The organism is Streptomyces sp. JLYT201 (assembly GCF_059448825.1).
The window spans coordinates 7,769,794-7,783,011 of sequence record NZ_CM182551.1 but is presented as its reverse complement, the minus strand read 5'-3'; the positions used below and the strand labels follow the sequence as shown (position 1 = coordinate 7,783,011).

Here is a 13,218-nt window from a genome sequence, read left to right as displayed (position 1 = left end):
GAAAGGGCTGCGATGGCACGCAACATCCAGTCGCTCGAACGGGCCGCGGCGATGCTGCGCCTGCTCGCGGGCGGCGAACGCCGGCTCGGCCTCTCGGACATCGCCTCCGCCCTCGGCCTGGCCAAGGGCACGGCCCACGGCATCCTGCGCACCCTCCAGCAGGAGGGGTTCGTCGAGCAGGACCCGGCGTCGGGGCGCTACCAGCTGGGCGCCGAACTGCTGCGCCTCGGCAACAGCTACCTGGACGTGCACGAGCTGCGCGCCCGCGCCCTGGTGTGGACCGACGACCTGGCCCGCTCCAGCGGCGAGAGCGTCTATCTGGGCGTGCTCCACCAGCAGGGCGTGCTGATCGTGCACCACGTCTTCCGGCCCGACGACAGCCGCCAGGTCCTGGAGGTGGGGGCCATGCAGCCGCTGCACTCCACGGCGCTCGGCAAGGTGCTCGCGGCGTACGACCCGGTGGCGCACAGCGAGGCCCTGGAGGCCGAGCGGCGGGCGTTCACGGACCGGACGGTCTGCGGCCCCGCGGAGTTCGAGGGCGTCCTCGACCTCACGCGGGCGCGCGGGTACGCGACCGACGAGGAGGAGACCTGGGAAGGGATCGCCTCCGTGGCCGCGCCCATCTACGACCGGCGGCGGATGCCGGTGGGGGCGGTCGGGGTCACCGGCGCGGTCGAGCGGGTGTGCCCGGACGGGGAGCTGCGGCCGGAGCTGATCGCCGCGGTGCGGGACTGTGCGCGGGCGGTTTCGCGGGACCTGGGCGCGAGCCGCTTCTGACCTCCGGTGGGGCCCTCGCGGGTGCGCCCCAGGCCCGCCCCTTCCCGATCCGGGGGTTCCGCCCCCGTGCCCCCGTTTTTCGGCGCTTCGCGCCTCGTCCTCAAGCGCCGGACGGGCTGGATCCCCCCGATCGCCCGCCGTCGTCGGCCGCGCCGCCCACCGATAGGGCGAAACGATCAATAACGATCGTGTTTTCAATTACAGAAGTCTTGACGCGCTGGTAACCCCAGAGTCAGACTCGCGTCCACCGGTCGGCATTGTCGAACAGCTAACGGCATTACGCGTTAGAGTGGGGCGAGCCAAGGGCCGGCAACGCTCTCACCTGAGGGCGCGGACCACCGGAGGGACCCGGGGTTCGGCTTTCCCCTGGACGAAGGACAAAGGAGTCGCGGGTGTCCAGCCACGACATCTTCCTCGGCGAGACCATCGGTACCGCCGTTCTCATTCTGCTGGGCGGTGGCGTGTGCGCCGCCGTCACGCTCAAGCGCTCGAAGGCCAAGGACGCCGGCTGGCTCGCCATCACCTTCGGGTGGGGCTTCGCGGTCCTCACGGGCGCCTACCTGGCCGGTGGCGTCTCGGGCGCCCATCTGAACCCGGCGGTCACCATCGGCCTCGCCGTCGAGGGCGGCACCAAGTGGGGCGACGTGCCGCTCTACCTGGCCTCGCAGCTCCTGGGCGCGATGATCGGCGCCGTGCTCGTGTGGGCGACGTACTACGGGCAGTTCCAGGCCCACCTCACGGACCCGGAGATCATCAAGGCCCAGCCCGCCGAGGAAGGCCTCGTCGACCAGAAGGCGGCCCCCGCGGCCGGTCCCGTGCTCGGCATCTTCTCGACCGGCCCGGAGATCCGGAACGCCGTACAGAACCTCATCACCGAGATCATCGCCACGACCGTGCTCGTCCTGGCGATCCTCACCCAGGGCCTCAACGACGGCGGCAACGGCCTCGGCACCCTGGGCGCCCTGATCACCGCGCTCGTCGTGGTGGGCATCGGCCTCTCGCTCGGCGGCCCCACCGGCTACGCCATCAACCCGGTCCGTGACCTCGGCCCCCGTATCGTCCACGCGCTGCTCCCGCTCCCCAACAAGGGTGGCTCCGACTGGTCGTACGCGTGGATTCCCGTGGTCGGTCCGCTGATCGGCGGCGCTCTCGCCGCATACATCTTCAAGCTGTTCTGAGCGAACCCGCCGACCACCCGACCACGACGCACTTCAGGAGCACACCGTGACCGACGCGCACACCGCAGGCCCCTTCATCGCGGCGATCGACCAGGGCACCACGTCCAGCCGCTGCATCGTCTTCGACCGGGACGGCCGCATCGTCTCCGTCGACCAGAAGGAGCACGAGCAGATCTTCCCCAAGCCGGGGTGGGTCGAGCACAACGCCACGGAGATCTGGACCAACGTCCAGGAAGTCGTCGCCGGCGCCATCCAGAAGGCCGGCATCACCCGCGACGACATCAAGGCCATCGGCATCACCAACCAGCGCGAGACGACGCTGCTGTGGGACAAGAACACCGGTGAGCCGGTGTACAACGCCATCGTCTGGCAGGACACCCGCACCGACGCGCTCTGCAAGGAGCTCGGGCGCAACGTCGGCCAGGACCGCTTCCGGCGCGAGACCGGGCTGCCGCTGGCCTCCTACTTCGCGGGCCCCAAGGCCCGCTGGCTGCTCGACAACGTCGAGGGCCTGCGCGAGCGCGCCGAGGCGGGCGACATCCTCTTCGGCACCATGGACTCCTGGGTCATCTGGAACCTGACGGGCGGGGTGAACGGCGGCAAGCACGTCACCGACGTCACCAACGCCTCCCGCACCATGCTGATGAACCTGCACACCATGGAGTGGGACGAGCGCATCGCCGAGTCCATCGGCGTGCCGATGCGGATCCTCCCCGAGATCCGCTCCTCCGCCGAGGTCTACGGCGAGGTCACCGGCGGCAAGCTCGGCGACCTCCTGGGCGGCATCCCGGTCGCCTCCGCGCTCGGCGACCAGCAGGCGGCCCTGTTCGGCCAGACCTGTTTCGCCGAGGGCGAGGCGAAGTCCACGTACGGCACCGGCACGTTCATGCTGATGAACACCGGTGAGAAGGCCATCAACTCGTACTCGGGCCTGCTGACCACCGTCGGCTACCAGATCGGCGACGCCAAGCCGGTCTACGCCCTCGAGGGCTCCATCGCCGTCACCGGCTCCCTGGTGCAGTGGATGCGCGACCAGATGGGCCTCATCAAGTCCGCCGCCGAGATCGAGACGCTGGCCTCCAGCGTCGAGGACAACGGCGGCGCCTACTTCGTCCCGGCCTTCTCCGGCCTGTTCGCCCCGTACTGGCGCTCCGACGCCCGCGGTGTGATCGCCGGTCTCACCCGGTACGTCACCAAGGCGCACATCGCGCGCGCCGTCCTGGAGGCCACCGCCTGGCAGACCCGTGAGATCACCGACGCCATGACGAAGGACTCCGGCGTCGAGCTCGCGGCCCTCAAGGTCGACGGCGGCATGACCTCCAACAACCTGCTGATGCAGACCCTCTCGGACTTCCTGGACGCGCCCGTGGTGCGGCCGATGGTGGCCGAGACGACCTGCCTCGGCGCCGCATACGCCGCCGGCCTCGCCGTCGGCTTCTGGTCTTCCACCGACGACCTGCGCGCCAACTGGCGCCGGGCCGCCGAATGGACCCCCCGCATGGACGCGGACACCCGCGCCCGTGAGTACAAGAACTGGCTCAAGGCCGTGGAGCGGACCATGGGCTGGCTCGAAGACGAGAGCTGACCACAGCTCAGCTGACGAGGAGCAATAACCATGACCACCCTAGAGAGCGGCCCCGTCATCTCGGCACTCGGGACGCCGCCGGCGGCCGGCGGCAACCCGAGCCGTGCCGAGACCCGGGAACGCCTTTCCAAGGCGGCGTACGACCTCCTGGTGATCGGCGGCGGCATCCTGGGCATCTCCACGGCCTGGCACGCCGCGCAGTCGGGTCTCAGGGTGGCCCTGGTGGACGCCGGCGACTTCGCCGGCGCCACCTCCTCCGCCTCCTCCAAGCTTCTCCACGGCGGTCTGCGCTACCTGCAGACCGGCGCGGTGAAGCTGGTGGCGGAGAACCACTTCGAGCGGCGTGCGGTGTCGCGTCAGGTGGCACCGCACCTCGCCAACCCGCTCACCTTCTACCTGCCGGTGTACAAGGGCGGCCCGCACGGCGCCGCCAAGCTCGGCGCGGGCGTCTTCGCCTACTCGGCGCTCTCCGCGTTCGGCGACGGCGTCGGCCACCTGCTCTCCCCCGCCAAGGCGGCGCAGGACGTGCCGGAGCTGCGCACCGACAACCTGAAGGCCGTCGCGGTCTACGGCGACGACCAGATGAACGACGCCCGCATGGCCCTGATGACGGTCCGCGCGGCCGTCGAGGCCGGCGCCGTCGTCCTCAACCACGCCGAGGTCACCGGCCTGCGCTTCACCAAGGGCCGGGTCACGGGCGCCGACCTCAAGGACCGGCAGTCCGGCGACGAGTTCGGCGTCAGCGCCCGGCTCGTCCTGAACGCCACCGGCCCCTGGGTCGACCACCTGCGTGCGATGGAGGACCCGGACGCGGCCCCCTCCATCCGCCTGTCCAAGGGCGCGCACCTCGTCCTCAAGCGCACCGCCCCCTGGAAGGCCGCGCTGGCCACGCCGATCGACAAGTACCGCATCACGTTCGCCCTGCCGTGGGAGGACATGCTGCTGCTCGGCACGACCGACGAGGAGTACGAGGGCGACCCGCGCGACGTCTCGGTCACCGAGAAGGACACCGCGCAGATCCTCGACGAGGCCGCGTTCTCGATCCGGGACCAGCAGCTGTCCCGTGATCTGATCACGTACTCGTTCGCGGGTCTGCGGGTGCTGCCCGGCGGTCCGGGCGACACCTCCAAGGCCAAGCGCGAGACGGTCGTCACCGAGGGCCGCGGCGGCATGCTGTCGGTCGCGGGCGGCAAGTGGACGACGTTCCGCCACATCGGCCGCACCATCATGAAGAAGCTGGAGTCACTGCCGGGCCACCCGCTGGGCGACGACTACGAGCCGATCTCCACGCTGCCGAAGAAGCTGCCGCTGCCCGGCATCGCCAACCCGCGCGCGGTCGCCCACCGGCTGCTCGTCGACGGCCCGGCCCCCGGCCCGCGCATGGCGCCGGACACCGCCCGTCACCTGGCGACGCACTACGGCTCGCTGTCCTTCGACATCGCCCGCCTGGCGAACGAGAACCCGGAGCTCGCCGAGCGCGTCCACCCCGACGCCCCGGAGATCTGGGCGCAGGTCGTCTACGCGCGTGACCACGAGTGGGCCGAGACGGCCGACGACGTGCTGCGCCGCCGTACGACGCTGACGATCCGCGGCCTCGCGACGGACGAGATCCGCGGCAAGGTCGAGGACCTGCTGGGCAAGAAGAGCTGACCCAGGAGTGATCTGTAAGGGGCGGTCGCCATGGCGACCGCCCCTTACGCGTACCCGGGAACAGCTGCCACGCCACCGCCACAGCGCCGCAATGTTCGGCGCGTACATGTGAAGCATGAAGTTTCAGGTACTTTCCCTCATCTCCCACTCCCCGCACCCGCTGACCGGGGAACGGGCCCCCGCGGCCGAGCGGATCGCCGACGTCGTCGAGGTCGGCGTCGAGGCGGAACGGCTCGGCTACGACGCCTACGCCGTGGGCGAGCGGCACGCGGGCGACTTCCTGTCGTCGAGCCCGACGGTCGTCCTCGGCGCGCTCGCGGCCCGCACGTCCCGCATCCGGCTCCTGACCGGGGTCACCGTCGTCGCGATCCTCGACCCGGTGCGGATCGCCGAGGACTACGCGACGCTCGACCAGCTCTCGCGCGGACGCGTGGAGCTGGTCATCGGCAAGGGCGCCGAGGCGGGCCACTTCGACCTGTTCGGGCTCGACGAGGCGCGCCAGTGGGACCTGCAACAGGAGAAGTACGAGCTGCTGCGGCGCCTGTGGCGGGAGGAGAACGTCGACTGGCAGGGCGAGTTCCGCCCCGCCCTGAAGAACGTCACGACGGTGCCGCGCCCGTACGCGGGGCCGCCGCGCGTCTGGCACGGCTCGGCGACCTCCCTCAACTCCCCCGAACTCGCCGCCAAGCACGGCGATCCGCTGTTCACCGCCAACGCGATCCAGCCGCGCGCGGCGTACGCGAAGCTGATCGCGCACTACCGGGAGCGGTTCGAGGCGTACGGCCACGACCCGGCCGACGCCCACGTGGCGGCGGGCTCGGGCGGGCTGCTCATCGCCGACAGCGCGGAGCAGGCCGTGCGCCGCTACCGGGACCTGTACGAGGCGAAGGTGCGCCAGACCTTCAAGCCGCACCTGGAGGGCAAGGCGGGCTACAACACGCCCTTCCGCACCATCGAGGAGGCGATCGCCGACGGACCGCAGCTCATCGGTTCGCCGCAGCAGATCATCGACAAGATCCTCGGGTACCACGAGGTGTACCGGCACGACCTGCAGTCCATCACGGTCGACGGGTTCGGCCTGCCGCGCGCCGAACAGGTCGAGACCCTCCAGCGGTTCGCGGAGGAGATCGCGCCGGTGGTGCGCAGGGAGGCTCCGTCCCGGCTGTGGGACCCCTCGTGACGGCGGCCGGGGCCGGGCTACGATCCGCACAGGAGTCCGGCCACCGCCCGCACCGCAGTCCGCCCCTTGGGAGCGACCGATGACCCTCCTCACGACCTGGCCCGACGCGGGCCCCGAGACCGTCGTCCGCCGCACGTCGGACCCCGCTGAGATCGCCGGGGTGCTCGCGCAGCTGGGCGTGCGCTACGAACGGTGGCCGGTGCGCGCGGACGTACCGGCCGACGCGGACGGCGACACCGTGTTCGCCGCGTACGGACCGGAGATCGACAAGCTGAACGCGGCGGAGGGCTTCCGCACGGTCGACGTCGTCGCGCTGCGCCCGAGCGACGACCCGGACTGGCCGGACAGGGCGCGGGCGGCCCGGGAGAAGTTCCTCGCCGAGCACACGCACGACGACGATGACGAGGTGCGCTTCTTCGTGGCGGGCGCGGGCGTCTTCTATCTGCACGTACGCGGTGAAGTGCACGCCGTGTACTGCGAGAAGGGCGATCTGCTCGGGGTGCCGCGCGGCACGACGCACTGGTTCGACATGGGCACGTCGCCCTCGTTCACGGCGATCCGCTTCTTCCACGAGGAGGACGGCTGGATCGGCACGTTCACCGGCAGCGACATCGCCGGGCGCTTCCCCGACTTCGACACGATCCACGCCGGTCACACGGGGGCCGCGCGGTGAGCGTGGGCTTCGGGCCCGGGGCCGTGGACGCGGTGGTGCTCGACATCGAGGGCACCACGAGCGCCACCGGGTTCGTCGTGGACGTCATGTACCCCTACGCCCGGGAGCGGTTCGGGGCGCTGCTCGCCGAGCGGTCCCACGAGGCCGTCGTCGCGCGCGCCGTCGCCCAGGTCCGCGAGGAGATCGGCGAGCCCGGCGCGGACGCCGCGCGGATCGAGAAGGTCCTCGGCGCCTGGGTCGACGAGGACCGCAAGGCCACGCCGCTGAAGGCGCTCCAGGGCGTGCTCTGGGCGGAGGGCTTCGCGCGCGGCGACCTCGTCGCGCCCTTCTTCGCCGACGTGGTGCCGCGGCTGCGGAGCTGGTACGCGGCCGGGATCCGGCTCTACGTGTACTCGTCGGGGTCGGTGGCGGCGCAGCGCGCGTGGTTCACGCACTCGGCGCACGGGCCGCTCACCGGCCTGGTGAGCGGCTGGTACGACACGGAGAACGCGGGGCCGAAGCAGGACCCCGGCTCCTACCGGGCCATCACCGCCGCGGTCGGCGTGCCGCCCGGCCGCACGGTGTTCCTGTCCGACCGGCTCGGCGAGCTGGACGCGGCCCGGGAGGCCGGGTGGCGGACGGTCGGGGTGCGCCGGGCCGGGGAGCCGTACTTCGCCGAGGGCGTCGGCGGGCATCCGGAAGTGGGGTCGTTCGACGAGGTGGGGCTGGTGACGTCGTGAGCGTGGAGCCGCGGGTGGGCGAGCAGCCGATTCCCGGCCCGGCCCCGGAGGCAGGCCCGGACGTCGGCCCGGACATCGGTGTGGCGGAGGCCGGGGCGGTGCTCGCGGCGGAGGCCGCGCGGTTCGCCTCCTTCGGCTGGATGCGCGGGACCTCGGGGAACCTCTCCGTCGTCGTCTCCCGCGATCCCGTACGGCTCGCCGTGACGGCCAGCGGGCTCGACAAGGGCGAGCTGACCGCCGCCGACGTGGTCCTGACGGACGCGGAGGGCGCCGCGGTCGGCGCCGGGCGGCCGTCGGCCGAGGCCGCGCTGCACGCGCGCGTGGTGCGGCTCACCGGGGCGGGCGCCGTCGTGCACGTGCACACCGTGGCGTCCGTGGCGATGGGCGGACGGCGGCCGGGCGGGATCGAGTTCGAGGGCCTGGAGATGCTCAAGGGGCTCGGGCACCGGACGCACGACGTCGCGGTGGTCCTGCCGGTGATCGAGAACAGCCAGGACATGGCGGAGCTCGGGGACCGCCTGGAGGCGGCGCTGCGGCCGGGGATGCCCGCGGTGGTCGTGGCCGGGCACGGCCTGTACGTCTGGGGCGACGACCCGCGGCAGGCGCGGCACCGCACGGAGGTCGTGGAGTGGCTCCTGGAGCTGGCCCTGACCGGGTGACCCCCCGCGGGGCTACCCGGGCAGCTCCCCCTTCGCCACCTCGCGGACGCCGTGCTCCGTCACCAGGGCGGTCACCAGCGAGCCGGGGGTGACGTCGAACGCGGGGTTGTGGCCGCGCGATCCGGCGGGGGCGGTGCGGACGCCCGCCCACTCCAGGACCTCGTCCCCGGCGCGCAGTTCGATGGGGATGTCGGCCCCGGACGCCGTGGCGAGGTCCACGGTCGTGGTGGGCGCGGCCACGACGAAGGGGATGCCCGCGTGCGCGCAGGCGAGGGCTATGCCCACGGTGCCCACCTTGTTGGCGGTGTCGCCGTTCGCGGCGATCCGGTCCGCGCCGACGATTGCCGCGTCGACCTCGCCGCGCAGGATGACTCCCGCGGCGGCCGCGTCCGCCTGGACGTAGTGCGGTATGCCCGCGTGGGCGAGTTCCCAGGCGGTGAGCCGCGCGCCCTGGAGCAGCGGCCGGGTCTCGTCGGCGTACACGGAGTCGAGGCGGCCGCGCCGGTGCAGCTCCCGGATCACGCCGAGCGCGGTGCCCCAGCCCGCCGTGGCGAGCGCGCCGGTGTTGCAGTGGGTGAGGACGCGCAGCGGCCGGTCCTGGCCGAGGCGTGCGAGGAGCCAGTCGGCGCCGTGCCGGCCCAGGGCGTGGTTGGCCGCGAGGTCTTCCCGTACGACGGCGTCCGCCTCGGCGAGCACCGCGCCAAGGCCCTCGTCGAGGCGCGCGGCGACGCGGTCCACGCAGGCCATGAGGTTGACGGCGGTGGGGCGCGCGGCGCGGACGCGGGCGACCTCGGCGTCGACCCGCGCGCGGTCCCAGCCTTCGCGCTCCCCCTGGACCAGGGCGAGGGCGACGCCGTAGGCCCCGGCCGCGCCGATCGCGGGTGCGCCGCGGACCACCAACCGCACGATGGCGTCGACGAGTTGGTCGACCGTGCGCACGTCGAGGCGCTCGAGGGCGTGCGGCAGGGCCGTCTGGTCGACAAGACAGAGCGCGGGGCCGCTGCGGGTGTCCGTCCAGACGACGGCCCTGAGGTCCTCGGTGCTCGCCTTGCTCATGGGGTCAACTCCCGGTGGCGGGTGCGGGTCCGGCTCGCGCGGTCACCGTACCCGAGCGCCCTGAACGTGGGTTCGATGCCGTCGGCCCACCCCGGCGCCGCCGCCGCGCCCGGCTCCCGGCACACTTCCCCCGAAGCCCTCTGATCCCCCGGACCCCAGCCAGGAGCGCGCACATGACCATGTCCTCGGCGTCCCCCGCCCCGCAGCCCATCACCGGTCTCCCCCGCACCGGCCTGCCGCCGTACGCCGTCGTCGTCGGCGACCCCGCCCGCGCGGCGGCCGTCGCCGACCTCCTCGACGGCGCCGAGGAGGTGGCGTACCACCGGGAGTACCGCAGCTTCACCGGGACCTGGCGGGAACTGCCCGTGGTCGTGTCCTCGCACGGCGTGGGCGCACCCGGGGCGCTGCTGCTCTTCCAGGAGCTGGCACAGGCGGGTGTGACGCATGTCATCCGGCTCGGCACGGCGGGCGCGATCCGGCCCGGCATCGCGGCCGGCGACCTGGTGATCGCGGACGCGGCGGTGCGCGACGACGGCGTGACGGGGCAGCTGATCCCGGCCGAGTACCCGGCGTTCGGGGCGCCCGAGGCGGTGCTCGCGCTGCAGCGGGCGGCCCGTGCCGCCGGGGCCCCGCACCACCGGGGCGTGGTGTGGACGCGGGCCGCCTTCCAGCCCGGCTTCCTGCCGCTGCCCGCCGACGCGTACGAGCGGGCGGGCGTCGCCGCCATCGAGATGGAGCTGAGCGCCCTGTACGTGTTCGCCTCGACGCGCGGCCTCGTCGCGGGCGGCGCGCTCGTCGTGGACGGGGCGAACGCCGACGAGCTGGTCGACGAGGAGGCCACCGGCGGCTACGACCCGCACCGGTCGGAGGTCGCCGACGGAGTCGCCCGCGGCGCCCGGATAACCTTGGAGGCGCTGCGCCTGTTGGCCGCCGACGTCCCCGCGCAGACCGGACAAAACCGGTAGAACCGCCCGCGGAAGCACCTTGGAGACACGCACCACATGCTCCCCATAGACCTCCTCGTCCACGGCGGCGACGTCCTGACCGTCGACGCGTCCGGCACCGTGGTGAGCGACGGCGCCGTCGCCGTGCGCGCCGGTGAGATCGTGGCCGTCGGCCCCGCCGAGCACCTGCGCGAGCAGTACGCCCCGGCCGAGGAGATCGACGCGCGCGGCTGTCTCGTCCTGCCGGGGCTCGTCAACACGCACACCCACCTGGCGATGACGCTGCTGCGCGGCACCGCCGACGACGTCACCCTCCAGGGCTTCCTGGAGCGGGTCGTGCCGCGCGAGGCCGAGCTGCTCACGCCGGAGACCGTCGCGGTGGGCCTGCGCGCGGCGATCGCCGAGTCGGTGCGCGGCGGGGTGACCACCGCGCTCGACATGTACTGGTTCCACGAGGCCGCCGACGAGGTGGCGCGCGAGGCCGGGTGGCGGCTGCTCACCGGGCCGACGTTCATGGACGTGCCCGAGCCGCCGGACGGCCGCCCGTACGCGGAGCGGCTCGCCTGGGCGGGCGCCTGGCTGGCCGCCCGCACCGCCGCGCCGGGCACCAGGCCGGTGCTCTTCGCCCACTCCGCGTACACCCTGGCGCCGGACCAGCTCGCCGCGATCACCGCGCTCGCCCGCGCCCACGGCGCCCTGCTGCACCTGCACGCGGCCGAGAACGCCGCCGAGGTGGCCCTGGTCGGCGAGCGGTACGGCATGCGCCCGGTGGAGCTGCTCGACTCGCTCGGCGTGCTCGGCCCGGACACGCTCCTCGCGCACGCCGTCGAGCTGACCGACGCGGAGATCGCGGCGCTCGCCCGCACGGGTACGTCCGTCGCGCACTGCCCGGCGTCGAACCTGAAGCTGGGCTGCGGCATCGCCCGCGTACCCGACCTCCTCGACGCGGGCGTCACGGTCGGCATCGGCACCGACGGCGCCGTGAGCTCCAACACGCTCGACGTGCTCGGCGCGGTCCGGCTCGCGGCGCTCGTCCACAAGGCGGGTGGCGACCCGACGGCGGTGGGCGCCGAGCAGGCCGTGCGGATGGCCACCATCGAGTCGGCGCGGGCCCTGGGCCTCGGCGACCGGCTCGGCTCCCTGGAGCCGGGCAAGCGCGCCGACCTCATCGTCGTCGACCTGGACCGGCCGCACCTGGCGCCGCGGCACGACCCCTACGGGACGCTCGCCTACGCCGCCGCGGGCTCCGACGTGCGCGACACCGTCGTCGACGGCCGCGTCCTGATGCGCGACCGCGCCCTGCTCGCCCTCGACGAACCGCACGTGCTGCGCGCCCTCAACGACGCCGTGGCCCCGGCCGAACCCGCGCGGCTGTCATGAGCTCCCCGCCCCCCGCCCCGACCCGCGGCTTCACCGGCCGCGCCCGCGCCGCCGACCGCGACCCGCGCCTGCCACCGGGCCAGTACGACGCCCGCGACACCTGGCCCGTGCTCTCCGCCGAGGTCACGCCCCGGCTGGCGGCCGCCGACTGGACGTTCCGCGTCGGCGGCCTGGTGGCGGGCCCGCGCACCTGGACCTGGGACGAGGCGCACGCGCTGCCCGCGTCCGAGTACCGGGGCGACATCCACTGCGTGACGAGCTGGTCCAAGTTCGGCGTGCGCTTCGGCGGCGTGAGCCTGGACGCGTTCCTCGCCGGGGCGGGCGGCCCGCTGCCCGCCGCCACGCACGTCGTCGCGTACTCCCACACCGGGTACACCGCGAACCTGCCGCTCGCCGACGTGACCGGCGGCCGGGCCTGGATCGCCTGGGAGTACGACGGGGCGCCGCTGCCGCCCGAGCACGGCGGGCCCGCCCGGCTCGTCGTGCCGCACCTGTACTTCTGGAAGAGCGCCAAGTGGATCGCGGGCCTGGAGCTCCTCGACCACGACGAGCCGGGCTTCTGGGAGAAGAACGGCTATCACCACCGGGGCGACCCGTGGCGTGAGGAGCGGTACGCCGGTGACTGACACCTCCACGGGGGCGCGCGTCTCCCCGCTCGTCCCCCCTTTCGTCCCCCCGACCGCCTTCGCGGTGCCCGGGCGCATCGCCGTGAGCGAGCAGGCCGCGGCCCACTGGCAGCAGGCCCTCATCACGCGGATCCGCCGCGAGACGCACGCCGCCGCGACCTTCCGGCTCAAGGTGCCCGACTGGCAGGGGCACCTGCCGGGCCAGCACCTGATGCTGCGCCTGACCGCCGCGGACGGCTACGTCGCCCAGCGCCACTACTCGCTGGCCTCCGCGCCGGACGACAGCGGCGAGATCGAGCTGACCCTGGACCACGTGCCGGGCGGCGAGGTCTCGGGGCATCTGCACACCGTCGCGCGGGAGGGCGACACCGTGGAGGTGCGCGGCCCGCTGTCCGGCTTCTTCGCCTGGCCCGGCGACCGGCCCGCGCTGCTGCTCGGCGCGGGCTCCGGCGTGGTCCCGCTGATGTCGATGATCCGCCACCACCGGCGGGCGGGCCTGACGGTGCCGCTGCGCCTGCTCGTCTCGGCCCGCACCCGCGCGGACCTCCTCTACGCCGACGAGTACGGGGCCGAGACGGAGGTGATCCTCACCCGCACCGAAGGACGCCTCACCGCCGGGCACTTGGCGCCCCACCTCGGCGCCGGACGGCCCGAGGGCGGCTGGGAGGCGTACGTCTGCGGCTCCAACGGCTTCGCCGAGCACGCCTCGCGGCTTCTGGTGGAGGGCGGCCAGCCCGTGGACCGGATCAGGATCGAACGCTTCGGCTGAACCCCGTTCCCCGTAGGGCTCC

The 13,218-nt window shown here is 73.5% G+C and carries 13 protein-coding genes; 12 read left to right on the top strand and 1 reads right to left on the bottom strand.

The window, feature by feature from the left end; translation table 11 throughout:
* Nucleotides 1-12: 12 nt before the first annotated feature.
* From AC5WAM_RS33115 to mtnB, 8 genes are all read left to right on the top strand, one after another.
* A complete protein-coding gene (locus tag AC5WAM_RS33115) occupies nt 13-777 on the top strand; it encodes an IclR family transcriptional regulator (protein ID WP_495519786.1) in 765 nt (254 codons plus the stop codon).
* 392 nt (nt 778-1,169) lie between these two features.
* Nucleotides 1,170-1,955 carry an MIP/aquaporin family protein gene (locus tag AC5WAM_RS33110; protein WP_366789672.1) on the top strand — a complete coding sequence of 262 codons (786 nt, stop codon included), beginning with the start codon at nt 1,170-1,172 and terminating at the stop codon, nt 1,953-1,955.
* Between the two features lie 46 nt (nt 1,956-2,001).
* Nucleotides 2,002-3,540 carry a glycerol kinase GlpK gene (glpK, locus tag AC5WAM_RS33105; protein WP_495519785.1) on the top strand — a complete coding sequence of 513 codons (1,539 nt, stop codon included), beginning with the start codon at nt 2,002-2,004 and terminating at the stop codon, nt 3,538-3,540.
* A gap of 30 nt (nt 3,541-3,570) precedes the next feature.
* Complete coding sequence (locus tag AC5WAM_RS33100; protein WP_366789670.1) at nt 3,571-5,190, top strand: glycerol-3-phosphate dehydrogenase/oxidase; 1,620 nt, start codon at nt 3,571-3,573, stop codon at nt 5,188-5,190.
* A gap of 115 nt (nt 5,191-5,305) precedes the next feature.
* Complete coding sequence (locus AC5WAM_RS33095) at nt 5,306-6,370, top strand: LLM class flavin-dependent oxidoreductase (RefSeq protein ID WP_495519784.1); 1,065 nt, start codon at nt 5,306-5,308, stop codon at nt 6,368-6,370.
* Nucleotides 6,371-6,449: 79 nt separating this feature from the next.
* Nucleotides 6,450-7,043 (top strand): 1,2-dihydroxy-3-keto-5-methylthiopentene dioxygenase, encoded by a 594-nt coding sequence (locus AC5WAM_RS33090; RefSeq protein WP_495519783.1) that lies wholly within the window; start codon nt 6,450-6,452, stop codon nt 7,041-7,043.
* Entirely contained in the window at nt 7,040-7,762 is a 723-nt protein-coding gene (gene mtnC, locus AC5WAM_RS33085; protein ID WP_366789667.1) for an acireductone synthase, read from the top strand. Before AC5WAM_RS33090 ends, mtnC begins: the two co-directional genes overlap by 4 nt.
* A 74-nt stretch (nt 7,763-7,836) precedes the next feature.
* Nucleotides 7,837-8,421 (top strand): methylthioribulose 1-phosphate dehydratase, encoded by a 585-nt coding sequence (mtnB, locus tag AC5WAM_RS33080; RefSeq protein ID WP_495523691.1) that lies wholly within the window; start codon nt 7,837-7,839, stop codon nt 8,419-8,421.
* A 12-nt stretch (nt 8,422-8,433) separates the two neighbouring features.
* On the opposite strand, the gene mtnA is transcribed toward mtnB, so the two are convergent.
* Complete coding sequence (gene mtnA, locus AC5WAM_RS33075; protein ID WP_366789666.1) at nt 8,434-9,477, bottom strand: S-methyl-5-thioribose-1-phosphate isomerase; 1,044 nt, start codon at nt 9,475-9,477, stop codon at nt 8,434-8,436.
* Between the two features lie 173 nt (nt 9,478-9,650).
* Here mtnA and AC5WAM_RS33070 point away from each other — a divergent pair, with 173 nt between their 5' ends.
* From AC5WAM_RS33070 to AC5WAM_RS33055, 4 genes are read left to right on the top strand one after another with little or no spacing between them, the layout of a single operon-like run.
* Nucleotides 9,651-10,442: a phosphorylase family protein gene (locus AC5WAM_RS33070; protein WP_495519782.1), complete on the top strand. Its 792-nt coding sequence runs from the start codon at nt 9,651-9,653 to the stop codon at nt 10,440-10,442.
* A 36-nt stretch (nt 10,443-10,478) separates the two neighbouring features.
* A complete protein-coding gene (locus AC5WAM_RS33065) occupies nt 10,479-11,801 on the top strand; it encodes an amidohydrolase (RefSeq protein ID WP_495519781.1) in 1,323 nt (440 codons plus the stop codon).
* On the top strand, nt 11,798-12,427 hold the full coding sequence (locus tag AC5WAM_RS33060) for a sulfite oxidase-like oxidoreductase (protein WP_172387589.1): 630 nt from the start codon (nt 11,798-11,800) through the stop codon (nt 12,425-12,427). Before AC5WAM_RS33065 ends, AC5WAM_RS33060 begins: the two co-directional genes overlap by 4 nt.
* Nucleotides 12,420-13,196, top strand: coding sequence for a ferredoxin reductase (locus AC5WAM_RS33055; protein ID WP_495519780.1), 777 nt, complete (start codon nt 12,420-12,422; stop codon nt 13,194-13,196). Before AC5WAM_RS33060 ends, AC5WAM_RS33055 begins: the two co-directional genes overlap by 8 nt.
* The last annotated feature ends 22 nt before the right edge of the window (nt 13,197-13,218 follow it).